A 22,890-nucleotide genomic window follows, 5' to 3' on the forward strand; every position below is an offset into this window, starting at 1 on the left:
ACTCAGTCGAGCCGCGGAAAGTCCACTTCGGTTGGGAAAGAAGCCGGGGTACGCAGCTTCTGAGAGGCCGCCGCGCGAGATCCTTCCCCACCCTTGGCCACGTCCACCATGGAGAGCAGCCCTTGCAGGGTGCCAGGGATCGAATTGGGATCCATGAAGATTACCTTGGCGCTGGGACTGCTGCCTACCTTGAAGCCCATGTCGATATAGTTTTGCGCCATCAGGTATTGCAACGCATTGGCTGCCTCTGGATTCTCTTGCAAAGTGGCGGCGATGGTCTTGATGGCTTCAGCCGTGCCCTCAGCCAACAGCAGCCGCTCCCGTTTCTCCGCTTCTGCCCGCAATAGCTGCGCCTTGGCGGCCCCAGCCGCTTGGTTGATGCTGGCCTGCTGCTCCCCTTCTGATTTCAGAATGGCGGCCCGCTTCTCCCGCTCGGCAGCCATCTGCTTTTCCATCGAGTCTTGCACAGTCTTAGAGGGTTGAATGTCCCTGACTTCCACGCGGGTGATCTTGATCCCCCAGGGATCTGTGGCCTCGTCCAGCTCTGTCAAAAGGCGGGCGTTGATCTCGGCGCGGGAGGAAAAGGTTTGATCCAAATCCATGCGGCCAATTTCTGCCCGCAGAGCCGTCAGCACCAGGTTAACCAAAGCCCGCTGCACGTCCTCCACCGCATAGCGGGCCTTGATCATGTCGGTGATGCGCCAATAGACCACCGCATCGGCCATCAAAGAGACGTTGTCGCTGGTGATGCACTGCTGAGGAGGCACGTCCAACACCTTCTCGCGGATGGTTTCCTGGAACACAATCCTATCGATAGGGGGAAGAATAAGGTGCAATCCTGGGGTCAGCTTGCGATGAAACCTGCCCAAACGCTCCACCAATGCCTCATACCCCTGGCTGATGATTTTGACCGAGTTGAACAGGTAGCCGACAAAGATCAGGGCAATGGCCGCTAAGATACCTGGCATAGGGCTTTTCTCCTAAGGGGGAGTTCAGTCCCCATTCTAGACGGTTGCTGGGACTGCTCCCTTAGCTCGATCACATCTCAACAGAAACGCGATGGACCAAGTATGATCTGCAGCTCTGCGGAACGTCTGGAGCTTCTTAAGATTTTTCGGGCCGCAACCGACAACTTGAGGCCACCCAGCAGAAGTCTGGTGAGGGGATCCCGTCTATGAAACTGAGCAGCAGGAATCTAGAAGTTGCTTTGAACAAAATCTATGACGTGATTGTGGCCGGAGGGGGAGCAGGGGGGTTGTCGGCGGCAATCTATCTGGCCCGTTACGGACTGAGTTGCCTGGTGGTGGAGAAGGGCAGAGGCCGCTCTTTTTGGATGCAGGATTTGCGCAATTATCTGGGATTGCCTCCGACCACTCCCGGACGAGAGCTGTTGCGACAGGGAACAGAGCATGCCCTCAGCTTGGGGGTAGATTACCTGCGCGGTTTTGTGGAAGATGCCACCGATGAGGGAGACCTCTTTGCGGTCAAAGTCAAGGTGGGAAAAATGAACAGCCTCTACCCCGTTTTTCGGAGCAAATATTTGATCGCGGCAACCGGCATTATGGACGAGCTGCCTCAGTTGTCGGATATGCAGAATGTTTACGACTACGCGGGCTATTCACTGCATGTCTGTATGATCTGCGACGGCTATGAAATGCGGGATCAAAAGTCAGTGTTGATCGTCAATTCGGAAGATCGGATCAATACAGCTTTTGTCCTCAACTGGTTTACACCCTATATCTCGGTGTTGACCCACGGCCTCTGCTCGGTCGGCCCCGACATGCGCAAAAAACTGGCGGATCATGGCTACCCCCTCTACGAATCTCCTATTCGCCGCTTTCTTGGAGAAAACCATCAATTGCAGGGTGTGGAGTTGGAAGATGGCACTTACATCGAAGCAACTACCGGCTTGGTGGCGATGGGCGCCAGATACCACAATGCCTATTTGAAAGGGATCCCCGGCTTGAAATGGCAAGGGGAAAACCTGCTAACCGACGAGTGGTGTCGCACTGATCATCCGCGGCTGTTTGCGCTGGGCGATTTGAAGCAGGGCCTGAACCAAGTGTCGATTGCGGTTGCCGATGGTACCTTAGCTGCCACAGCCATTTGGCGGGACATCCGACGGGCCTCGCCTGCACGTAAATGGGAAGAGCGGCTGCTCTCGGCACCCAGAAGCCCAGCAGGGCCTTCCGGTTAAATTGATGGGCTCTATCGAGCTCAGGTAGCTTCTGTCCTATAAAATTGGTTGCGAAGGCTTAAGCCATTCCTATGCACTCTCTGAAAGCGTTGAAAGCGTTGATATTTTGCCTAGCCTTCCTACTGGTTGGACTGATCTACTACTGCACGGTAGAGGCCCAGCCTCTTTTTGAGCTGAACCTGACGGCCACCTCGGAATACAACCTCATTCTCCCCATCGAAAGCATTCGGGTGGTGCGCGGCGCCAATCCCCAAGATTTGCTCATTTATCTATCAGCTCCTTCTGCAGCCTGGATCCATCAAGAAGAGGTGAACGGGCACTATTTGATTGACATCCCCTACGGAGTCATTACCCGTACAACAACCGTCGAGATTGCCTCGGATCTGCCCTATCGACTGAGCTGGGGCAACCAAAATGAGCAGACGGGGCGACTGTTGATTACCCCTGCTCCCCCTCGTGTGGAGGTGTTTCTGCAGCATAGCTGGATCCCGGATCCCGACTTTCTCGATCCGGCAGAAAATACTCAACCTTTGCAACTGCCCTTGGAAGAAATGCTGGGGCCTTTACTGGAGGTGCCGCCTCGTTCTGCCTTTCTGACCATTGACGATGGCCCCTGGCCTCAGTCTACCCCCCGACTTTTACAGGTTTTGGATGATCTTCAGATCCCGGCCACTTTCTTTGTTATCGGCACCCACGTTTCCCGATTTCCTGAATTGGCTCAATTGATCCAGGCCCATCACCACACCATAGCCAATCACACTTTTACCCACGATTATCAACGTCTCTACGGAAGCAACGAGCTGTTTTATGCTGAGGTGGATCAGACAACCCAACTGCTCAAAACGCTGAACTTGGATCCCCAACTGGTTGTTCGCCCACCGGGAGGTTTTCGCCTAGACTCTGCTTTGCGCCATTCTTTAGAGCAGGCAGGGTATCGCGTTCTTTACTGGAACATGAGCGCAGAAGATGCCTACGCCGGCCAAAGCGCAGCCCAACTTTTGGAGCGCATTCGAGCCCAGTTGCCGGCGATCCAAGCTTCCGAGCGGCCCCTGGTTTTGCTGCTGCACGATCGCTGGCCCCACACTGCAGAGGCCCTGCCGGATATCGTCGCCGCCATTGAAGGGGCGGGCTATCGCTTTTTGCCCTGGCCGGCCATCAGGGATCCCGTTTGAAGGGCTGGCAACAGGTTTTCTGGCTTGAGGACTCCGACCCGCCTTTGCCGGCTGGGGATGTTCAAAGAAGGGCTGCATCTCGCTCAGCTCAGCAGCGTTGCCCAGAGATAACGGAGGCCTGTGCCTTGACAAGCTTTTCCCCAAGTAGCACATTGAAAGTTTACAGGACTTGGCTGCGGGCCGAGGAAGATGAGCGAGAGGACATTATTCGATAAGGTGTGGGATGCCCATACGGTGCGGATTTTGCCCTCTGGGCAGACGCAGTTGTTCATCGGCCTGCACCTAATTCACGAGGTGACCAGCCCGCAGGCTTTTGCCATGCTGCGGGAGCGTCATCTGCCGGTTCTGTTTCCCGAGCGGACGGTGGCCACCGTGGATCACATCATTCCCACCGACAACCGGGCACGGCCTTTTGCGGATCCCTTGGCAGAGGAGATGATCCAGGAATTGGAGCGCAATTGCCGGCAATACGGCATCCGCTTCTACAACAGCGGCTCCGGTCGGCAGGGGATCGTGCATGTGATTGCCCCGGAGCAAGGGTTAACTCTGCCGGGGATGACCATCGCCTGTGGGGACAGCCACACCTCTACCCACGGGGCCTTTGGGGCCATTGCTTTTGGGATCGGCACCAGCCAGGTGCGAGACGTATTGGCCACCCAAACTTTGGCTTTGTCCAAGCTCAAGGTGCGCCGCATTGAGATCCACGGCAAGTTGGGGCCGGGAGTTTACGCTAAGGATGTAATTCTGCACATCATCCGCAAGCTGGGGGTCAAAGGCGGGGTGGGCTACGCCTACGAGTATGGGGGCAGCGCCATTGAAGCCATGAGCATGGAAGAGCGCATGACCCTCTGCAACATGTCCATCGAGGGAGGGGCCCGCTGCGGCTACGTCAACCCCGATGCGGTGACCTTTGAGTATTTGCGGGGGCGAGAGTTTGCCCCCCAGGGATCCGATTGGGAAGAGGCGGTAGCCTGGTGGAAAAGTCTGGCCAGCGACGGCAATGCCCGCTACGACGACGTGGTGGTATTCCAAGCCGCAGACATTGCGCCGACGGTTACTTGGGGGATCACCCCCGGCCAAGGGATTGGGGTGGATGAGCGGATCCCTGCCCCAGAAGATCTGCCGGAAAGCGAGCGGGAACTGGCCAAAGAGGCCTATGCCTACATGGACTTGCAGCCGGGGGATCCCATTGTAGGGACACCGGTGGATGTCTGCTTCATCGGCAGTTGCACCAATGGCCGCTTGAGCGACCTGCGGGAGGCAGCCAAGATTGCCAAGGGGCGGCGGGTGGCCCCAGGGGTGAAGGCGTTTGTGGTGCCCGGCTCAGAACGGGTAAAGCAGGAGGCAGAACAGGAGGGCTTGCGGGAGATCTTCGAGGCGGCAGGGTTTGAGTGGCGGGATCCCGGTTGCTCCATGTGTTTGGCGATGAACCCGGATCGGCTGGTGGGGCGCCAGATCAGCGCCTCTTCTTCCAACCGCAACTTCAAGGGCCGCCAGGGATCCCCCAGCGGGCGCACTCTGCTCATGAGCCCGGCCATGGTGGCAGCAGCGGCAGTCAGCGGCAAGGTGGTGGATGTGCGGACACTGCTTTAACCAACCGTCTCTCAGGCATAGCGGGGACTGGATTTGAACCAGTGACCTTCGGGTTATGAGCCCGACGAGCTACCAGGCTGCTCTACCCCGCGGCGCTTTTCTAGCCTAGCTTGTCCTCCGGCTAACCGGCAAGCCTACACCTTGAGTTTCGCCGGGCATTCTCTTCGGGGATCCCCGTCGCACCTGGATGAGCTGGGCGGTGATGCTGATGGCAATCTCGGCGGGGGTTTCGGCGTGGATCTCCAGGCCAATGGGGGCAAAGAGCCGAGTAAACTACCCGACCCTGACTGCTTCGCAGTACAGGGCGAGCTTTCGGTAGCCCTGCAGTTGGCAAGCCAACCACGAACCTCTAGGCTGCTTTACAGCAGCCCCCAAAAGCGCAATCACATTCGCACCATTCAAATCCGCATCCCCTTCCCATCCACAGTGTCCACACTTAAACTTCTTTCCACTGCGATAGGATTGCGTAGGATCGGGATGGATGTGCAAACACCGGTGGCAGGTCTGCGACGTGTAGGCAGGCGGAGCCAGCACCACAGGTACTCCGGCAATGGCAGCCTTGTAGACCACGAACATCCTAAGCTGGTAGAATGCCCAGTTATTGGTTCTGCGGCGCTCAGCTTTGCTGCGTGGCTGTTGATTGACCCTTTCCCGGATCCCTGTCAAGTCTTCCAGAGCAATAGCGCTGTTTGTGGTCTTTGCCCTAGAGACAATAGCTTTGGAGATGCGATGATTGACCCACGCCTGAAAGCGCCTCTCCTTGCCAGACAGCCGTTGCAACAGTTCTCTGCATCTGCGCCGCGAACTGCGGGTGCCCTTACTGGCTTTGCGTTGGAGTGCCGCCCTCAACCGCGAGTGATGGTCTCGGACTTTGTTCAACTGCTGTCCATTCCAGTTATCTCCTTCCGATGTATGAGCAATATCCGTCCTTCCCAAATCCACGTCCAGCACTCTATCCGTGCCTTGCGGTGGGGATGGCTCCGTTTCCACACAGATTTGAATGGAGTAGGAGCCATCTTTGCGCTTGACCAGAGTGGCAGATTTGGGATTGGAGCCTGCCAACTGTTCTCTCTGGTAACGGCCAATCGCCAGCTCAAAGCGCTCTCGACCCCCAACCGTGGTCAGCGACACCGTCCAGTCTTTCTCGCGAAACGAAAAGATACGGGCATCGTAGGTCGCAAAGCCTCTCTTGAACGCTTTGACCGGACGGTTTTTCTGTCGGGCAACTTTACGGGCACCGGCCAGCCGTCTGCAGACCTGCTGAGCCAAGTTACTGGACAAGCCAAACCGAGCGCGAATCTGGTAATAGCAAAGGGACTGGAGTTTGACTGCGTTGACTACTTTTTCTGGTGTGTTTTGGTTGACCCAGTTCAACGCCTGCACAAAGGCATCCATTGTCGCATCCAACTTTGCGGCTTGCGACGGGGACACCTTGAGCTTGCAGGAGACGGTCAGGACTTGGGTCATGGTTCTATCATAACTTCCGCATTCCTCCCGACACTGACCCTACGGGTACAGTGCGGGGCTCCTGCGATTTCTAGCTGACGGCGGTCTCCGGGATCCCTTCCTGGGCCAGGGTTCGCAGTACGGTTTGCACCCGCTTGCGGCTGCCGATCATCCCCAGGTAGTGGGGGGTCAGGCCGGAGTGGTAGATGGCCCGCAGGATTTGGCAATCGAGGCTGTAGCTGCGGGTCACAAGAGCGATGTAGAGCTGCGGGATCCTGTGCAGATGGGGGATAAGTTGGGCAAAGGGTTCTGAGCACAGCCGCTCGGCAACGGGAAAGCGCTGAGGGGTTACCCAGTCCGGGCGATCGTCCTGAACCCAAATGCGAAAGCCGGCCAAATGGGCGATCTGGGCCAGGGACAGGCCGCAGTGGCCCGCTCCGACGATCAGCAGGGTGGGGGAAGGGAGGAGGGGCTCGACCCAGGATCCCGCGAGGAGCTGTGGGCGGGATGGCAGGGAGGCAAAGTGCTCCACATTGCTGTCGCCAAGCCTGAGGTAGGGGAACCCCTGGGGATCGAGGGGGGTGATCAGCCAAGCCCTTGGCCCTTGGGTCAGAGCCTGGAGGATCTGGGCCACCAACGTTTGGGCAAGGGATCCCTGCCATCGCTGTAGCCAAATGTGCATCCGTCCCCCGCAAACGCCCAGGGGAGGGCTGTTGAGGTCAAGGGAAACTTGCATCCCAGCCGGCGAGGACTCCCCATCGCCATCGCCAACGGGAACAGCGGTCTGCAAAAGGGTTTGCGCTCGGGCAATGACTTCCGCTTCGGCAGCTCCACCGCCAATGGTGCCCAACAGGGTGCCATCAGATCCCACGGCCAGTTTTGCCCCCGCCTGGTGAGGCACAGATCCCTGGGTGCGGACCACCGTGGCCACCACCAGCGGCCCGCGGGAGAGCATGTCTGCCAACTGTCGGTAAAAGGTCTCGTCCACCTCAGCCTCGGTTATGCCTACGGCACCCTAGCGGGAACGGTCAGGGACTCAATGATCAAGAAAGCCCCTCTAGGATGGCCTGATGGAAGGCAACCCGGAAAGCCTGGAACCCGTTCTCCTGCCGACCGTGGTAGACGGCGTTGGTGAGCAGCGTCACCACCAGCTCCCGCTCTGGATCGATCCACAGAGAGGTTCCGGTGAAGCCGGTGTGGCCGAAGGCGCTGGGGCTGAACGGGGAGCTGCTGGCCAAGGGATCCGGAGAGCGCAAGGCAAACCCCAAACCCCGGCGCTCGTGACAGCGGTGGGCATCCCCTTGCTGAGGCAACTGCTCGCGGGTCATTTCCCTCACCGTCTGCGGCTGCAACAGGGATCCCGTCAAAAAACTCTCTCCGAAAGCGGCTACTTCCTCTGCCGTGGCAAACAGTCCGGCATGGCCGGCGATCCCGCCCAGGCGGGCGGCATTTTCGTCGTGAACCTGCCCCTGCAGGCGGCGCTTTCGCCAAGGACACAGCTCGGTGGGGGCACAAGAGCCAGAGACAGAGGATGGGTCAAAGGGATCCCCTGGATAAAACTGAGTTTGGCTCAGGCCCAGAGGCCGCAAGATCCGGGCATGCAAGATCTGATCCAGAGGGGTTCCGCTCAGACGTTCCAAAGCCAGCCCCAGCAGGATCAATCCAAGATCGCTGTAGACTCTGCGGGATCCCGGCCTGTAGGCCAAAAAGGTGTGCAGGGCCATGTGCCGGGCCGATTCGGCATCGGGCTGTCGAAACAGGGGCCGCCAGGCGGGCAAACCGGCGGTGTGGGCCAGCAACTGTCGCACCGTCACCTGTTCTGTTGCAACAAGCTGGCCTAAGGATTCCGGTTCCACAGCAATCCATTTCCCCGGCTGCAGAGGATCTTCATAGGGGGCAATGGGGCGGGATCCCTGAAACTCCGGCAACAGGAGACTGACCGGTTGATCCAGCAGCAACGCTCCGGCTTCCACCAGGGCCATGCAGGCGGTGGCGGTGTACAGCTTGGTCAGCGAGGCCAGGTCAAAACGGGTGGCCGAGGTTGTCGGTTGGCGCCGGGTCTCAGGGTCGAGATGGCCTGCCGCCCTTGAGTAGATACACCTTCCCTTGTGGCGGATGACCACCTGGGCAGCGGGGAAAAGGTGGGGAATGGCGGAGTTGAGCAGCCCCTCCAGCAAGGCTGGATCCCAACCCATCTGCTTCTCCTCCTGGCTTGGGGATCCCCAGTCCAACAAACAACTTGTAACGGTGTTTACAAAAGCCTACCGCTTCCCCAGCTAGGATGCCACCACGGCAGGCTACATCATCAAGGGATCCCAGGTGCGGCTGGAGTTGTTGCAAGCCTTTTTGAACGTGGTGGAAACGGGCAGCTTTTTGGCCGCTGCTCGCCTCAGCGGTCTGACCCAATCGGCTATTAGCCGCCAGATCCAGGCCCTGGAAGAAGCGGTGGGCGCTCCGCTGTTGCATCGCAAAAGCCCGGTGGCTCTAACCGTAGCTGGGGAACGGCTTTTGCCCCATGCCCGTCGCATCTGTCAAGAATGGCAGCGGGCTCAGGAAAGCATTCGAGAATGGCTGCAGGGCCAGCAAACCGAGCTCTGCATTGCTGGGATCCATTCTCTGATCGCCCATCAACTGCCGCCGGTGCTGCAACAGTTTTGCCGGGAGTATCCAGAGGTGCAGTTGCGGGTTACCGCTCTGGGCAGCGACCGCGCCTTAAAGGTGCTCAGGGATGGGCTGGTGGATGTGGCCCTGGTGATGGAGAACCCCCTGATGACGCGGGGGGCAGAGCTGGTGGTGGAGCCACTGTACTCCGAGCCAATTCAAGTATTGATGCCCGCCACCCATCCCCTCAGCCGCTACGAGCGGATCCCCTGGAAGGTGCTGGCGGAGTATCCCCAGGCTGTGTTCAAGGATGGCTATGCCATGCGCTCCTTGGTGGGATCCCATCTGGCCCGGCAGGGGCTTCCCCTGAAAGCAGCCCTGGAACTGAACACCTTGGATGCCTTTCGGGGGGTGGTGCGACAGGGGCAGCTCATTGCCCTCCTGCCGGAGTCGGCCCTGGTGGACTGCTGCGCCGATCCGGATTTGCAGGTGCGACCCACCGAGCCCCCCCTCTTGAGGCGACAGGTGGTTATGGTTACCACCAGCGATCGCTATCGGATCCCTCCCATTCGCCGGTTTTTGCAGTTGGCCGCCCAGCTTATCAGGCAGTCTGAGGTTGAGCCTGCTTCCGGTACAGATCCCCATTTCCCTCAGCCCTCTGCCGGGCTGTTGTCAGTTCTGTAGGGATTTTTTGTAGAAATTTCTGTAAGTTGTCAAATACCTGTATCGGTAGTTGCAAGTGTTCCGCCGTTATCTCCCCCTACTTGGGTAGCCCAGCGCTCCCGACCGCCGATGCTATGAGCCAAGAGTTTCGCGAGCTGTTGAAAAAAATCGGCAGCGGCACCCACACCCACCAGGATCTCAGCCGGGCAGAGGCCGCCAGCGCTGCTCGAATGCTCCTGCGGGGGGAGGCCACTCCCGCCCAGATCGGGGCTTTTTTAATTGCCCACCGCATCAAGCGCCCCACTGCCGAAGAGCTGGCCGGTATGTTGGATGCCTACGCAGAAGACGGCCCTCTTCTGCCCCAACGGGATTTGCCCCATCCCTTGATCATCTTTGGCCATCCCTACGATGGCCGCTCGCGGACTGCGCCGCTGGGGGTGCTGGTGGCTTTGCTGCTGGCGGCGGCAGGGTCAGCCGTTTTGCTGCATGGCTCTGGCTTCTGTCCCACCAAGTATGGGCTGCCCTTGGAAGCGGTGTGGCGGAGCTTGGGGGTGGATTGGCGAGGGCTATCCCTGGAGCGGGTGGGGCAACTGCTGGAACAAACCGGGCTGGGATTTTTGTATTTGCCCACCTGTTTTCCCCAGGCTCAGGCTCTGATGGACTACCGGGATCAAATCGGCAAGCGCCCCCCCTTGGCCACCTTGGAACTGGTCTGGACGCCCTACCAAGGCCCCTTTCACCTGGTGGCCGGCTATGTGCATCCTCCCACCGAGGCCACGATGCTGGAGCTGTTTGCCCTGCGGGAGATCCGGCAATTTACCACCGTCAAAGGTTTGGAAGGCAGTTGCGACCTGCCGCGGGAACGGGCGGCCATTCTCAACCAGGGCGGGAAACGGCTGCTCTTGAAGGCCAGAGATTGCCACTTGGCAGGCCCGGAGATTCCCTTCTCCGGCGAGAAAGAGCTGCTCCAACAGATGCAGCAGGTGCTCAGCGGGGATCCCTGTGAACTCACCCCAGCCGTTCTCTGGAATGGGGGTAGCTATCTGTGGCTCCTCGGCCACGCCCCATCCTTGCCAGAAGGGATCCAACAGGCGGAAGACCTGCTTCGCTCTGGACGGGTGATGGAGAAGCTGAAACAACTGATCCGGGTGATCGACCTGATACATTTACGCTGAACACTGCTGAACATCACTGTTCAACTATGCAGCGATAGCATTCTGTTTGTTTCCAAACAGAATGGCGGTATCCCGCAAAGCTTTGAGTAGAATACCCAAAGCGCAGTTTCCGTGTCGTCTTACTACCAATTTTCTGCTTTGCTTTGGCTACCATGTTGGCAGACTCGAAAGTAAACAGAAAGATCAACTGGTAGTAATCCGTACTGAACATATTATACATTATTTTCAGTATAGTTGAGCTTATTATTGACTAGAGTCATGCTCTCCTAGGACTGGCATCCCCTGTTTTGATGGCTGGAGTCAAGCTCTCCAGCCCAGGGAAAAAAGCCCCCCGGCCAGCTCCAGGGGGCAAGAAGGGAAAGGTTGGATCCTTCAGGGCAACAACTCTTCGATGGCCTCTTCTTTGGTGTTGGTGCGGCGGGAGAGGGTGCGGCGGTCGAAGGTCATGTGGATCTCCCGGTTTTGCTCGCCATCGGCAGCCACCGCAAAGATGGGGAAGTCGATGTTGCCGTCTGGGAAAGCCATGTGGAAGCGGAAGGTGCCATCGGGGTTGAGCTGGATCTTGCGCCCGCCAATGGTAACGGTGGCATCCGGCTCTGTGGCCCCATAGACAATCAGCTCGGCATCGGCCACCAACCAGAACTTGCGAGAGCGCTGCGGCAGCACTTCGGAAGCCCCCGAGAACAGGCCCAGGCCGGATCCTGAAGCCATCCAGGGAGCAGCGGGCACCTCCGCCATGGCCATCCCCATCATGCCCACACCCGAGGGGATGATAAACGAGCTGATGGCCTGCTCGGGCACCAATTGGCGGCTGCCCATCTGGTGGCTGCCAAACAGGGATCCCGCCACCCGCATCGCCTCAAAGCCACCCACCATTTCCAGGAAGGGATCGACCGTGGCACCCTGCTGCGGCTCATCGCCTTTGTAGTCCACCACGCCCATGCCGGTGGCGCTGCGCTTGTAGGGCTCGCTGAGCTGGTAAAGGGTGCGGCCCTGCAGAGCCATGTCGAAGGGCACTGTCAGGAAGTGCTCTTCAAACCAGTCGGAGGGAAAGACTGGCGGCACCATCACCGCCGCCGAGCGGGCCAACATCAGCCAGCGGCCATCTGCCGTCCGGTAGCCAATTTCCACAATGTAGGAACGATCGCTCACCGGGATCGGCAAATACCACTCCCGCGCCAACTCGTCACAGGGGTACTCCTGCATGCTGTGGGCCGGCTGGTAGCTGAAATCGATATCCGTCACATCGTAGAGGCGCAGCGCCAACTGTTGGCCGCCCTCGCGGCGCTTGCTTTCTTTAGCCTCGTTGGGCACATCCCAATAGGCGTAGGCCCACTGGGGATCCCGCGGCAGCAAAACGATGCGGCTTTCCCCATAGCCCTCCGGCAGATCCCCCAGCCCTTTGTCCACATCGGCCAGATCCGTCTTGCCGGCAACCTCTTGACCCCTAAACTTCGTTTGGGTGACCGATTCTTGCCCCTTGGGCTCCGGCATGGCATCGACAGGGCGGCCAGCTTTGACTTGGGCCTCTCGAATGGCCTCAATCAGCTGGTCTTTGGTCATGCGGCTGTACTTGGGGATCTGATAGCGGGCAGCTTCTTCCCGCAACTGCCGGATGGTCATTTCTTCCAACGGGATCCGCTCTTGTGGCATGGTCGGGGTCTCCTGTCTTCGACAAATCGGGCTTCGTGCAATGCTCCAGCTTTTGTCCTATGGGCCGATCCCAGCTTGTGGTTCTGAGGACAACTTGAACCTGCTGATGTATCGGCTTGCCTCGGGCTCTCCAGCCGCTGATGACCACAGGTGGGGATCAACGGGGATCATCAAGAATGATGAACCCATGTTTGCGTATTTTTGCCTGTCGGTCAAGACCCTGGGGATCGCTGGGGATCAATCTCTTGTTCTCCGACCCACCTTTAGGGAGAGGCCAGGAGCCCCAGCTGCTCTCAAGCCAAGGGGAAGACTGCGCGGGATCCCCTGCCGAACCGGCCCTGCCTGGGTAGCATGAGGGAGGATGAGCGGTTGCCGAGCGGGCCGCAGGTTTTGAGGCCAAGAGGTGTGGGCATGAGGTGGTGGAAGTATAGGATTCAAGGCATACGGATCCAAGTGAGCTGGGCAGCACTGGGGATCCTGCTGGCGGGGCCGGTCTTGCCGGTGGAAGCTGTGGATGCCCAAACGCTGTTTCCTCCCCTTTACCGCTTGCAAGGGGGATCCCCTACCCTGCCCGCTTCTGAAGCAACGCCCTGGCGTCCAGTAACCCAGGATTCTGTTCCGCTCCCACAAACAGATCAAGCCGATCCAAAAGTCCAGCCGGCCCAACCCGGCCATGGAGAAGTGGCAGAAGGCCCGGTTTTCGATCTGGATCTGTTGCGGCAGTTCGGCACCAGCCCTGGCGGCAGTGGCTCTGGATCCCGGCAGGGGGAAGTGATCGGGCCGGGCAGCGGCCAGAGTGGGGTGCGCGGAGCCAGTCCTGGCTCAGGGGTGGGCACAGGCCAAGGGCCAGGGGGCGGAACGGGTCTGGAGGCGGGATCCCAGCGGCGGGAACCGCAAGTGACAGGGTTGATTGTGGATGCACGAGGCTTGGATTTCTTGCCTAGCCAGTCAATGCGCTTGTTTGATCCCGATGGCAATCAAGTCTATACCCCCGTTACTCTTGGCCAAGACCTCAACGCGGCTTTTGTGGGCAGCGAGGGCACAGCTGCCTATGCCACCTCGGAAGAGCAGGCCCGCTCACTGGTGAACCGCATCGGGGAACGGCCTCACCGCATTCGTGCCATCCGCACCCTGGGCTACGACCTGGTGATTTCCGCCGAAGATGCTTTTAGTCTGCGCCAGATGAATGCGACAGATGGCTTTCTGGATCGCTTTGCTGTGGTGGTCATCTGGGATGGCAGCCAAGCCAGTCTCCCCTGAGGCCCAGGGATCCCAGCATGGCCATCAAAGCACAGGACAGAGGAATGCTAGCCTAGCAAAAGTGCTCTGTCTGCACCACCCGCACCACCTCCAGCGGGGTTGATATCTTCCTGGGGATCCCAGCCTTATGCAACGGTTTGCCAACCAACCTCTGCGGGAACATCCCCACCTGGCGGTGTTTTCCTCCAGCAAGGTGGGCAATTTTGTGGTTACCATCCCGCTGTTGCGGGGCCTCAAGGAAAAATACCCCGGCTGTGTGCTGGATTTTTTTGGCAGCGAGATTACCCGCGACTTTGAGCTCCACTGCCCCTACATCGACTTCAGCTTTCCTCTCTACAGCCGTCGTCCCGATTACCTCGAGGCCCTGACCGCTGCTGTGCGAGAACGGGTGACCCAGGCCGGCCCCTACGACTTGGCCATCAATTGCGACGAGTTTAGCGAGCTCAACCTGGTGGCGGTAACGGCCCTGCGCCCCCAGTACATTGCCGGGGCCGGCTTGACTCTGGATTTTCGCCGCAAGTTGGACCCCGGCTCCGACCCGGTACAGCGCATGCTCCAGGATGACGACTGGAACGGCCTGGAGTTTCTGCAGCGCTACAAAGGGATCCTCACCAGCAACTACATCGCCGAAATCTTCTGTCGCCTGGCGTACGTGGAGACGGATTTTTTCCGCCTGGAGCTGCCCAGCCGGGATCCCGGTTTTCCGGTGCCAGAGGTTTTGGTGCACATCACCACTACCCGCCGCGCCAAGATGTGGCCTCTGGAGTACTGGCGGCAGGTGATCCAGTGGTGCCAAGGCCAGGGCCTGCAGGTGGGGCTAATCGGCAGCGCGCCGGAGCTGCAGCGATCCCTCTACCACGGCGGCAGCAGCGAAGACGAACTGCTGGCCCAAACGGGAATGGTTGACCTGCGGGGCAAAACCAGCCTCATGGAGCTGGCGGGGGCCCTGAAGCGGGCGCGGGTGTGTATCTCCGTGGATGCGGGGCCGATGCACATCGCGGCGGCAGTGGGCTGTCCCACCATTGCCCTGTTTGGCAACGATGCCGATGGGGATGGGGCCAGCCCGGTGCGACTGTGGGCTCCTCGTCTGCCCCACGTCTATCTCACCCAAACCGCCTACAAGTGCCGGGTCTGCGCAGAGAACAAGTTCAAAAACGAAACCTGCCTGGTGGAGGGTCATCCCTGTATGGCCCATCTCAAGCCGGAAACGGTCATCGGCTACTTGAAAGAGATTCTCAAGCAAACCTAGAGGTTCCACGCCCTCACCCCCAGCCCCTCTCCCAAAGAGAGAGGGGAGCTATGGAGCGACGGGGTGAGTTGTTTCATGGCTACTTGAAATGGCCATGTCTTGGGATCCCCATCTTTTTCCCCCTGGGAATCAGGGGGGCCGGTGGGCAGCAAGGAGTGCCCAGGGGCGCAGTTCGGATCCCTGGAAGTCCGTTTAAGCTGAGAGTTCAAGGCTGAAAACTTAGTGCCTAAACCATTTGGGTGTGAGCTGTGACTTTGGAGATGTGGTATCGCCACCAGCTGAGCCGCTTTGCAGAGTGGGGAAAAATAAGGCTCTGGCAAGGAGTTGCCCTGAAGCTGCTGGCCACTGCTTGCTTTGCCTGTTTAGGCGCGATCATCCGGCTCAACACTCCCGCCCTTCACCCCTTTCAGATTGTGTTTTTGCGCAACCTATTCGGGTTTCTCGCCCTGTCGCCGCTGGTGTTGCGGGCTGGGATCCAGTCTCTGCACACCGCCAAGATGGAGTTTTACCTCCTGCGCTCGGCGATCAGCACGGTGGGGATGTTGCTCTCCTTTTGGGCAGCCAGCCTGTTGCCTCTGGCAGAAGCTACGGCGCTGAGCTTTGTTCAACTTTTGTTTGCCGGCACGATGGCGGTATGGGTGTTGGGCGAGCAGATGCGCTCGTCCCGCTGGCTGGGATTGGGCCTGGGGTTTGCCGGGGCTTTGGTGATGTTGAGGCCAGGCTTCCGAGAGTTTTCTCTGGGAACAGGGCTGGCCTTGGGGGCGGCAGCACTCTTTGCCTGGGTGACCATCGTGCTCAAGATCCTCTCCCGCACCGAGTCCAGCCTCACGATTACGGCCTACATGGGCCTGCTGCAGACCCCCCTTTCCTTTCTGGCTGCCGTCTGGGTTTGGACCTGGCCTTCTCCTGAGCAGTGGCTGTGGATGGTGGCCATGGGGCTACTGGGCAGCATTGGCCAGGTGGCCCTCGCCCAGGCCTACAAGCTGGCTGAGGTGACGATGCTGCTGCCTCTGGATTTCTCCCGTCTGCTCTGGGCCAGCCTAATCGGGTTTTGGGTGTTTGCCGAGATCCCGGATGGGTGGACTTGGATGGGCGGAGCCTTGATCTTGGTGGGCGCCACCTCTGGAGCCTACGGCGAAGCCCGCCTGCCCACAATGCCGACCCAGGCCCGTACCGGCGGAGTTGGATAGCAGACAGATATCCTCTGCCAGGACTTACAGCCGAGGGAGAACAGGGCTGGAGCTGGTCAGGTCTGTGGTGGTAAGGGCCACCAACAGGGCTTCTGGACTGACGGGGAAGGGCAGGTGGTGGATGTCGGATCCTGGCTGGCAGGCCACTTGGGCAGCATGCAGCAGGTCGGCGGATCCCAAGTGACCTAGCTTGAGATCCCGCAAGTTGAGGGGCAGCCCCACCTGGCGGTAGAACTCCAGCAACTGGGTACGTGCTGCCAGCGCCAACTGGCTTCCCTGCAGGATCTCTTCTAGGCGGAGCTGGGCCAAAATGCCGAAAGCCACCTTCTCGCCGTGCAGGGTGGCCCGGTGCCCCGACAAGTGGGTTAGCCCGTTGTGGACAGCGTGGGCGGCCACGGTGCGACACTTAGCCCCACCCATGCCGCCGACGATCCCCGCCAGGCAGATGCAGGCATCCACCACCTGCTTCCAAGCGGTTCCGCCCGGCTCCCTCAAGGCCGCCGCCGATTGCTGGAGGAGCAAATCCCGCAGGACGCGGGCCTGCTGCACAGCGCCAATCACCAGGGCATCTTCTGAACTGCCGCTGCTGACGGAAGACTCGTACCACTTAGCCAAGGCATCTCCGATCCCGGCTACCAAGGTGCGAGGGGGAGCCTGACGAATGAGGTCGTAGTCCAAGATCAAGGCGGCTGGGGCCTGATCCAAGGCCACATCCCGCTGAAAAGCGCCGCTGTTGGAGTAGATATTGGATAGGGCACTCCAGGCGGCACAGGTGGCAGCAGAGGTGGGCACGGTAACCACGGGGATCCGCAGCCGGTGGGCCACCAGCTTGGCCGTATCCAGAGCCTTGCCCCCGCCTACCCCCAAGATGCCGGTTGTGGACTCCGCCATGGCTAGCGCCTGCAAACGCGCCAGCTCCGACTCGCTGCAATCTACCCCGTAGGTAGTCCAGTGAACTTGGAGGGCGGGATCCCGCGCGAAATTGCGCTGCAGAGGGGACTCAACCACAGCCAAGGAGCGTTCCCCCCCGATCACCAGCACACGGGATCCCAGTACCGCAAGGGGCACAGCTTCCAGAATGCCGCTGCCGCGGTACAGCCGACCTGGGGCCGGAATGGCAAGATCCAATTGGCAAGGAGAGGCGCTTAGCATTGCAAGAATGGGCGAGAAAAAGGACTCCGTCCCGCTATCGCGGTAGCTCAGTGTCCGTGAATACAGATAACGATCCTAGCCGCAAAAAGGGCTGCGCACCGCTGGCGCGAACGCAGATGGCTCACCCAAGGTCTGGCTATAGTTAAGCTGTTCATCCCCTCAACTCTGCAGCCTCTAAGGTCTCTGGCCCCCTGACACGTTCGCAGAAGTGTCGCGTAGCGACAACAGTTCTCAGCAAGGGATCCCACCATGAACCCCACAACTCAACATCAGCTCATGCTCAAAATTGTGGCCGGCTCTGCTTGGGCCGATGGGCATTTGGAACCCCAGGAATTGGCCTACTTGGGATCCCTGCTGCGCCGCTATGGTTTGGAGCACGATACCGAGCTGCGAGAAGTAAACTACCCGACCCTGACCTTCGCAGTACAGGGCGGGCTTTCGGTAGCCCTGCAGTTGGCAAGCCAACCACGAGCCTCTGGGGTGGTTTACAGCACCCCCAATCGACCGTTACCAGTGCCTTAAACAACCGTTTCTGGTGTCCGCAGTACAATTATAACCATGGAGGCGGACTTTCCTCTCGACACCGACCCTACGGGTACAGTGCGGGGCTCCTGCGATTTCTAGCTGATCCAAGAGCCCATCCCGATGGAGCAAACCGAGCGCTGGATGGCCGATTATCTAGCCCAGGCCAGCGAAACCGAGCGCATGCAACTTTTGGGAGCAATCGGCAACCTGATGATGGCCGACAACACGGTCTCTCCAGAAGAGCACACCCTCTTGGATGACTACTACACCCTCATGGCAGGGATCCCGGCTCGTCCAGAAGCTGCACCTAACCTGGTGAAGGGCGTTGGGCAATTTTTCCGGCGCGTGGCCAAGGCTGTGGGGGGCAGGTGAGCGGGAAATCTGCGCTCTGGGCTTCAAGGATCCATGCTTTTGGAGAGCTCCTTCCCTTGCTGCTCCGCACCGCTGGCGCAAGAGTGTATCAGTCTGTACAGTTGTTCCCCAATGGTCTGGATCCCACTGACAATGCGCTCCTCGGGTTGATAGCTGAAGGCCAGGCGCAGAGCATGGTCTCCTTGGCCGTCGGCAAAGCAGTGGGTGCCCGGCAGGAAGGTGACCCCCAGGGCACGGGTAGCCTGCAACAAGGTGCTGGCGCTTAGGAAAGGGGGTAGCTCACACCAAACGAAAAATCCACCCCCAGGGGCCTCCACCTTGACTTCGGGCGGAAAATATTGAGCGATGGCCTCCAGCATCACCTGGCACTTTTCTCGGTAGCGACGGGTGAGGAGTTGAATGTGGCTTTGCAGACGGCCCTCCCCGCAATAGCGGGCCACCACCCGGCCCAGAAAGGGCCCCAGGGATCCCTCGCTGCGAAACATCTCCAAGCGGCGGATGATCTCAGGGTGACCACAGGCCCAGCCCACCCGTACTCCCGGCACCACAATCTTGGAGAAGGTGCCCACGTGCAGAACCCAGCCTTCCCGATCCAGCGCAGCCAAACTGGGCAAGGGATCCCCGGCAAAGCGCAGGTCGTAGTAGGCCTCGTCCTCCACCACCACCACACCGTACTCAGCTGCCAACTGCACCAATTTCTGCCGCCGTGGCCCAGAGAGGGTGCAGCCTTTGGGGTTTTGGAAGGTGGGAATGGTATAGACAAATCGGGGGCGGATCCCTTGGCGAGCCAGATCGCGCAGCACCTCTTCCAGGCGATCCACCACCATGCCTTCCCCATCTACCGGAATCGAGATCAGACGCGCTCCTGCCGCCGCAAAACGGCTGACAGCCCCCATGAAGGTGGGCCCTTCCACAATGACTACATCCCCCGGCTCCACGAAGACCTGAGGCAACAGGCCGAGGATCTGCCCAGAGCCATAGCCGATCAGTAGGTTTTCCGGCTGGGCCTCTACCCCTCTATCCCGCATCAACTGCAGCACCACGTCGATCAGCCCGGCAAACGTGCCGCCGTAATTGAGGGCATTGTCCCCATCCTCTGCCAACACCTCCGCCGTGGCCCGCGCCAAGTCGGCCTTGGGAAACAGGCGCGGATCCGCCAGCCCAAAGGTAAAACTGGTAACCACTGGCACCGCCCCTGGGATCTCCGCCCCGAAAGGAGAAGGGATCACAGCCTGAGCCCGTTGGGCAAAAAGGGTTTGCAACAAGGGCCGCGAAGTGCTACGCGGTGCCGATGCGGACGAGGTCTGGGTCATGGCAAGCAAGAGAAAGAATACCTTAGGCCAATGCCTGCCACGATAACAAGAAAGAACTGCCCAGGAGTAGGGATCCCAAAACCCGCCGCCAGCTCCGGTAGGGGATCTCAGCCAAGACGCCGCCGGCGCTCAGGCATAGGAAGGGGAGCACCACCAAACCCCAGCGAGCACTTTGCTGCAGGGTGTTCACTTGGGGATCCCAAAACACTGCTGCCAGCACTCCCACCCAGAGGACATGGCCCAAGCCGGCCAAGCTGAGCAGGGCTTGTTGCCGTTCCGCCCAAGGCCAGCCCAGCCGCACCAAGCTCAACCCCAAGGGCAGCATCAAAGTAGCCAAAACGGCCAAGCCACCTTGGGAGCTGAGAGGATGGGGAATCACCTCAGCAGAGGTAGCCGGCAAATTAAACCGTCCCAGCCAGGAAAGCCCCATCACCAGCAGCAGCAAAAGCAGTCCTGATATTCCGAGCCGCTGACGCGAACGCAACGGTTGCCGTGGCCACTGCTGGCTCGTCCACAGCCCCGCCCAGAGCAGAGCCAAGGGCCAAACCTTATAAGACAGGGCACAAGCTAAGGCCAGACCCCACCAGCGCAAGGTGGATCCCGGCCCAACACCACAACTGCAAAGCAAAACCAGGCTGCCCAAAATCTCGCTGCCTGGCTCCAACCCTTGGGTCAACACCCAGGGGCTGAGTCCCCATAGACCGGCACTCCAGAAGTTGCCCCAGCTCCAGCACAACAGCAGAATGGCCAAGCAGGCCATAGCTGAGAAGATGTGCAGGATCCCTTCAGCCGAGATCCCGGTTCCCTGAGCCAACCAGGGCAGTAGCCCGTCTGCAAAAGTGCTCCGCACCACTGACGCGAACGAGTGGTAGAGAGGCAGTTCCGGTTGGACAAAAGTCAGGGATCCCTCAGAACTGCTCACCGGCAAAACGCGCCACCACTGCAGAGGAGCCGGTTGCCCCCAAGAGCGGAGTCGCTGCCCCAAAAGAAGGCCCATCCCTCCCCATAGCAGCCAGTGGCCCATGAAACCAAAACCAACCAAACGCCGACGGCGATGGTTGTCCCTGTTGGACGACCCCAGGTGGGGAAATGAGCCGCGGGGCAGCCGCCTGCCCGGGCGGGGTGTGGCGGGGGGAAACTTCATGGGTACACCCTAGCCTGTTCGCATGAGCAGTGCAGAGCACTATCCCTACACGGGGTGGGCCCTCGACCGGCAGCAGAACATCCGACGCCCTCTACTCTTGGCCGGTTGGGGAGAAAAAGTGCCCCTTCGTTACTTCCAAAAGAGAATCTCCCCGCGTGACATACTCCCGCACTCATGCTGACGCAAAGCGCTCCGCGCCGCTAGAGAGAAGGTCTAGTCAACTCTAGATCGCCCGTCAAGGGGCAACCCGACTGTTGCCAGCGGCGGATGGCCTGGGCAGTGAGTCCATTCGTGACATCGCGAATGGGGATCCCCGATCCGGTTACCTGCAGACGCACCAACCGCCAGGGATCCCCAGGGTTAGCCCGCAGGACATAAGCCTCGTAGGCCAGTTGCAGAGTTTCGCTACGCCGACCGGCCAAGGGGTTGGCGCTGCTTTCCGCAGGGGTTGCCAAGACCAAGCGGCGCTCCAACGTGGTGAAATACAGCCGAAAAGCTTCTGGAGAAGCAGTTGCGGTGTCCGGCAAAACCGGAGCCAGCTCCTGTTGGCGTAAGCGGGCCGGAGACCCTGGAGAGAGCATTTCAACCTCCGGCTTCCCCACCAGCACAACCTGAAACTCAGAGCGGGAGCGGCTCAAGGCCAGATTGAGAAACAAAGGCAACTGCTCCGTTAGAGCCTCAGCCCAAACCTGAGGAGCAGCCAGGCAAGTTTCCCCTCTTGCCGGAACGAAATGCTCCGCACCCCTAACGCGCCCAGGAGTGCTGACCAGGCCCAAAACCACCGACAAACCGACTCCTAGCCAACGCCTCCTGCCGGATCCAGCCGGCCTTTTTTCAGGGATCCACCGGACAAGCCTATGGTATCGTTGCATCACAGAACCACCAGGACAACATCAGGCCAAACCATCTCCCCACCCTCTCAGCTAGCAGCATCCCACAAGGCTTGGAAGCGCCGCAAGGCGGCCACGGGATCGGGAGAAGCGGTGATGGGGCGGCCCACCACCAGATAATCGGCTCCTGCCCGCAGAGCTTCGTCGGGCGTGCAGATGCGCTGTTGATCCTCGTCTCCATCCCCCGCCTTGGCTTGGCCCAGACGGATCCCGGGAGTAACCAGCAAAACCTCCGGCCCCAAAGCTTGGCGCAACCGCGAGACCTCCTGAGGAGAGCAAACCAGTCCAGTAAAGCCTTGAGCTTGAGCCAGCCGGGCCAAATGCAACACATAGTCGGCGGGATCCATCTCGATGCCCAGTTCCTGTCGCACCTGCGGGGGGCTGATGCTGGTTAAGAGGGTAACCGCCAACAGCCGACAAGAACTGCCCTGGGCGGCTGCCACGGCTGAGCGCAACATAGCACTGCCACCGGCGGCATGGACGGTGAGCAGATCCACTCCATAGCCGACGGCCACCTCCGTAGCCCTCCCCACCGTGTGGGGAATGTCGTGCAGCTTCAAATCCAGGAAAATGCGCTTGCCCCTTTCCTTGAGAGCCTGCAGGATGGAAGAACCCGCAGCAGTGAACAACTCCAGACCCACCTTCCACCACAGCACCTGCGGCAAGGAGTCCACCCACTCCAAAGCCTGCTCTTGAGAAGGAGTATCCAGCGCAACAATCAGGCGGTCACCCTTCATCGGGGCTCATTCCGAGGCTCGTAGTGGGGACAGCCCTCACAGGGGCCGCAGGGGTTGACGGCGCAGCGCAACTCTGGAGAATGGGCATTGTAGCGGCAGGTGGGATCCCCGATGTATTCTGGCGGCGAAGCCACGTAAGTGTAAACAACCACACCCCCAAATCCTATCGGGCTGACGAAGAAACGACTGGTGGTGAAAGATTCGCCAGAAGGGTTGAGGGTTTCCTCAAAGGGTTCTGGCTCAGGCTCCAGCTCCACTTCCTCCTCCAGATTCCAGAGGGCTTCCCACTGCCTAAGGGTTTCCTGTAAAGGCACAGCCAAGTGCTCTGCCAGCTCCATCAGGGCAGTCTCCAAAGAGGCCAAACTTTCTTCGGCCACTTGGGCAAAGGCTGCAACCCATTCCTCCAAAAGTTTCTCAAAATCCATGCAGCAGCGACCTAGAGGCTCCTTCTTCACCTTACCGCCAGCCTGGGCAACCTTTAACTTCCTCCCCGGCAAACGGCATCCACTAGAGCTTGATTCACCAATGGAAACAGCTCCGCCAGTTCTTCTGTGGAGA

At 59.7% G+C, this 22,890-nt stretch carries 21 protein-coding genes, 1 tRNA gene and 1 pseudogene; 10 read left to right on the forward strand and 13 right to left on the reverse strand.

Translation table 11 applies throughout. From position 1 onward, the window contains the following. Positions 1–2: 2 nt before the first annotated feature. Positions 3–968 (reverse strand): SPFH domain-containing protein, encoded by a 966-nt coding sequence (locus tag ACVWZF_RS05970; RefSeq protein WP_457411087.1) that lies wholly within the window; start codon positions 966–968, stop codon positions 3–5. Between the two features lie 206 nt (positions 969–1,174). On the opposite strand from ACVWZF_RS05970, the gene ACVWZF_RS05975 reads away from it, so the two are divergent. The 3 genes from ACVWZF_RS05975 (at position 1,175) to leuC (ending at position 4,962) form a co-directional block, all read left to right on the forward strand. Continuing rightward, the gene (locus ACVWZF_RS05975) at positions 1,175–2,197 is read left to right on the forward strand and encodes an NAD(P)/FAD-dependent oxidoreductase (protein ID WP_011431992.1); all 1,023 of its coding nucleotides are present in this window, start codon (positions 1,175–1,177) and stop codon (positions 2,195–2,197) included. 71 nt (positions 2,198–2,268) lie between these two features. Continuing rightward, positions 2,269–3,369 carry a polysaccharide deacetylase family protein gene (locus ACVWZF_RS05980; protein ID WP_457411088.1) on the forward strand — a complete coding sequence of 367 codons (1,101 nt, stop codon included), beginning with the start codon at positions 2,269–2,271 and terminating at the stop codon, positions 3,367–3,369. Between the two features lie 189 nt (positions 3,370–3,558). Next, positions 3,559–4,962 (forward strand): 3-isopropylmalate dehydratase large subunit, encoded by a 1,404-nt coding sequence (gene leuC, locus ACVWZF_RS05985; protein ID WP_011431994.1) that lies wholly within the window; start codon positions 3,559–3,561, stop codon positions 4,960–4,962. Positions 4,963–4,980: 18 nt separating this feature from the next. Here leuC and ACVWZF_RS05990 read toward each other — a convergent pair. From ACVWZF_RS05990 to ACVWZF_RS06010, 5 genes and pseudogenes are all read right to left on the reverse strand, one after another. Continuing rightward, positions 4,981–5,054: transfer RNA gene (locus ACVWZF_RS05990), tRNA-Met, on the reverse strand. A gap of 13 nt (positions 5,055–5,067) precedes the next feature. Next, a pseudogene (locus ACVWZF_RS05995) lies at positions 5,068–5,229 on the reverse strand (XdhC family protein); the annotation flags it as partial. Between the two features lie 6 nt (positions 5,230–5,235). Next, positions 5,236–6,429 (reverse strand): RNA-guided endonuclease InsQ/TnpB family protein, encoded by a 1,194-nt coding sequence (locus ACVWZF_RS06000; protein ID WP_457411089.1) that lies wholly within the window; start codon positions 6,427–6,429, stop codon positions 5,236–5,238. A 70-nt stretch (positions 6,430–6,499) separates the two neighbouring features. Next, entirely contained in the window at positions 6,500–7,396 is an 897-nt protein-coding gene (locus ACVWZF_RS06005) for an XdhC family protein (RefSeq protein WP_049749550.1), read from the reverse strand. A 55-nt stretch (positions 7,397–7,451) separates the two neighbouring features. Continuing rightward, the gene (locus ACVWZF_RS06010; RefSeq protein ID WP_457395882.1) at positions 7,452–8,603 is read right to left on the reverse strand and encodes a serine hydrolase domain-containing protein; all 1,152 of its coding nucleotides are present in this window, start codon (positions 8,601–8,603) and stop codon (positions 7,452–7,454) included. Between the two features lie 124 nt (positions 8,604–8,727). On the opposite strand from ACVWZF_RS06010, the gene ACVWZF_RS06015 reads away from it, so the two are divergent. Then, positions 8,728–9,693, forward strand: coding sequence for a LysR family transcriptional regulator (locus tag ACVWZF_RS06015; RefSeq protein ID WP_011431998.1), 966 nt, complete (start codon positions 8,728–8,730; stop codon positions 9,691–9,693). Between the two features lie 113 nt (positions 9,694–9,806). Beyond that, positions 9,807–10,847: an anthranilate phosphoribosyltransferase family protein gene (locus ACVWZF_RS06020; RefSeq protein WP_011431999.1), complete on the forward strand. Its 1,041-nt coding sequence runs from the start codon at positions 9,807–9,809 to the stop codon at positions 10,845–10,847. A 372-nt stretch (positions 10,848–11,219) separates the two neighbouring features. On the opposite strand, the gene ACVWZF_RS06025 is transcribed toward ACVWZF_RS06020, so the two are convergent. Further along, positions 11,220–12,500, reverse strand: a complete 1,281-nt coding sequence (locus tag ACVWZF_RS06025) for a DUF4912 domain-containing protein (protein ID WP_011432000.1) — start codon at positions 12,498–12,500, stop codon at positions 11,220–11,222. A 453-nt stretch (positions 12,501–12,953) separates the two neighbouring features. Between ACVWZF_RS06025 and ACVWZF_RS06030 the strand changes: the two genes are divergently transcribed. The 3 genes from ACVWZF_RS06030 to ACVWZF_RS06040 all read left to right on the forward strand — a co-directional run bounded on the left by ACVWZF_RS06030 (position 12,954) and on the right by ACVWZF_RS06040 (position 16,199). Then, positions 12,954–13,760, forward strand: a complete 807-nt coding sequence (locus ACVWZF_RS06030) for a hypothetical protein (RefSeq protein ID WP_148202674.1) — start codon at positions 12,954–12,956, stop codon at positions 13,758–13,760. 127 nt (positions 13,761–13,887) lie between these two features. Continuing rightward, positions 13,888–15,009: a glycosyltransferase family 9 protein gene (locus tag ACVWZF_RS06035; protein WP_011432002.1), complete on the forward strand. Its 1,122-nt coding sequence runs from the start codon at positions 13,888–13,890 to the stop codon at positions 15,007–15,009. Between the two features lie 248 nt (positions 15,010–15,257). Then, positions 15,258–16,199: a DMT family transporter gene (locus ACVWZF_RS06040; RefSeq protein WP_238376852.1), complete on the forward strand. Its 942-nt coding sequence runs from the start codon at positions 15,258–15,260 to the stop codon at positions 16,197–16,199. A gap of 24 nt (positions 16,200–16,223) precedes the next feature. Here the strand turns inward: ACVWZF_RS06040 and ACVWZF_RS06045 are convergent, their stop codons facing one another. Next, on the reverse strand, positions 16,224–17,351 hold the full coding sequence (locus tag ACVWZF_RS06045) for an iron-containing alcohol dehydrogenase family protein (protein ID WP_011432004.1): 1,128 nt from the start codon (positions 17,349–17,351) through the stop codon (positions 16,224–16,226). Positions 17,352–17,600: 249 nt separating this feature from the next. Between ACVWZF_RS06045 and ACVWZF_RS06050 the strand changes: the two genes are divergently transcribed. After that, complete coding sequence (locus ACVWZF_RS06050) at positions 17,601–17,873, forward strand: tellurite resistance TerB family protein (RefSeq protein ID WP_041436116.1); 273 nt, start codon at positions 17,601–17,603, stop codon at positions 17,871–17,873. Positions 17,874–17,996: 123 nt separating this feature from the next. After that, positions 17,997–18,248: a hypothetical protein gene (locus ACVWZF_RS06055; protein ID WP_187147256.1), complete on the forward strand. Its 252-nt coding sequence runs from the start codon at positions 17,997–17,999 to the stop codon at positions 18,246–18,248. A 23-nt stretch (positions 18,249–18,271) separates the two neighbouring features. Here ACVWZF_RS06055 and ACVWZF_RS06060 read toward each other — a convergent pair whose 3' ends face one another. From ACVWZF_RS06060 to ACVWZF_RS06080, 5 genes are all read right to left on the reverse strand, one after another. After that, the gene (locus ACVWZF_RS06060) at positions 18,272–19,561 is read right to left on the reverse strand and encodes an aminotransferase-like domain-containing protein (protein ID WP_011432005.1); all 1,290 of its coding nucleotides are present in this window, start codon (positions 19,559–19,561) and stop codon (positions 18,272–18,274) included. Between the two features lie 22 nt (positions 19,562–19,583). Continuing rightward, positions 19,584–20,558: a hypothetical protein gene (locus ACVWZF_RS06065; protein ID WP_011432006.1), complete on the reverse strand. Its 975-nt coding sequence runs from the start codon at positions 20,556–20,558 to the stop codon at positions 19,584–19,586. A gap of 347 nt (positions 20,559–20,905) precedes the next feature. Continuing rightward, positions 20,906–21,487 carry a hypothetical protein gene (locus ACVWZF_RS06070; protein ID WP_238376960.1) on the reverse strand — a complete coding sequence of 194 codons (582 nt, stop codon included), beginning with the start codon at positions 21,485–21,487 and terminating at the stop codon, positions 20,906–20,908. A 137-nt stretch (positions 21,488–21,624) separates the two neighbouring features. Beyond that, a complete protein-coding gene (gene pyrF, locus ACVWZF_RS06075; protein ID WP_011432008.1) occupies positions 21,625–22,332 on the reverse strand; it encodes an orotidine-5'-phosphate decarboxylase in 708 nt (235 codons plus the stop codon). Then, positions 22,329–22,757 carry a DUF6464 family protein gene (locus ACVWZF_RS06080; RefSeq protein ID WP_369791761.1) on the reverse strand — a complete coding sequence of 143 codons (429 nt, stop codon included), beginning with the start codon at positions 22,755–22,757 and terminating at the stop codon, positions 22,329–22,331. The genes pyrF and ACVWZF_RS06080 overlap by 4 nt, the downstream gene beginning before the upstream one ends. Positions 22,758–22,890 lie beyond the last annotated feature (133 nt).

It is taken from the genome of Thermostichus sp. OS-CIW-30 (assembly GCF_054060215.1).

Coding starts and splice junctions, on each gene's coding strand:
- ACVWZF_RS05980 (WP_457411088.1), top strand. CDS start 2,269: ATGCACTCTCTGAAAGCGTTGAAAGCGTTGATATTTTGCCTAGCCTTC.
- ACVWZF_RS06060 (WP_011432005.1), bottom strand. CDS start 19,561: ATGACCCAGACCTCGTCCGCATCGGCACCGCGTAGCACTTCGCGGCCC.
- ACVWZF_RS05975 (WP_011431992.1), top strand. CDS start 1,175: ATGAAACTGAGCAGCAGGAATCTAGAAGTTGCTTTGAACAAAATCTAT.
- ACVWZF_RS06050 (WP_041436116.1), top strand. CDS start 17,601: ATGAACCCCACAACTCAACATCAGCTCATGCTCAAAATTGTGGCCGGC.
- ACVWZF_RS06055 (WP_187147256.1), top strand. CDS start 17,997: ATGGAGCAAACCGAGCGCTGGATGGCCGATTATCTAGCCCAGGCCAGC.
- ACVWZF_RS06010 (WP_457395882.1), bottom strand. CDS start 8,603: ATGGGTTGGGATCCAGCCTTGCTGGAGGGGCTGCTCAACTCCGCCATT.
- ACVWZF_RS06000 (WP_457411089.1), bottom strand. CDS start 6,429: ATGACCCAAGTCCTGACCGTCTCCTGCAAGCTCAAGGTGTCCCCGTCG.
- ACVWZF_RS06025 (WP_011432000.1), bottom strand. CDS start 12,500: ATGCCACAAGAGCGGATCCCGTTGGAAGAAATGACCATCCGGCAGTTG.
- ACVWZF_RS06080 (WP_369791761.1), bottom strand. CDS start 22,757: ATGGATTTTGAGAAACTTTTGGAGGAATGGGTTGCAGCCTTTGCCCAA.
- ACVWZF_RS06020 (WP_011431999.1), top strand. CDS start 9,807: ATGAGCCAAGAGTTTCGCGAGCTGTTGAAAAAAATCGGCAGCGGCACC.
- ACVWZF_RS06065 (WP_011432006.1), bottom strand. CDS start 20,558: ATGGGCCTTCTTTTGGGGCAGCGACTCCGCTCTTGGGGGCAACCGGCT.
- leuC (WP_011431994.1), top strand. CDS start 3,559: ATGAGCGAGAGGACATTATTCGATAAGGTGTGGGATGCCCATACGGTG.
- pyrF (WP_011432008.1), bottom strand. CDS start 22,332: ATGAAGGGTGACCGCCTGATTGTTGCGCTGGATACTCCTTCTCAAGAG.
- ACVWZF_RS06045 (WP_011432004.1), bottom strand. CDS start 17,351: ATGCTAAGCGCCTCTCCTTGCCAATTGGATCTTGCCATTCCGGCCCCA.
- ACVWZF_RS06035 (WP_011432002.1), top strand. CDS start 13,888: ATGCAACGGTTTGCCAACCAACCTCTGCGGGAACATCCCCACCTGGCG.
- ACVWZF_RS05970 (WP_457411087.1), bottom strand. CDS start 968: ATGCCAGGTATCTTAGCGGCCATTGCCCTGATCTTTGTCGGCTACCTG.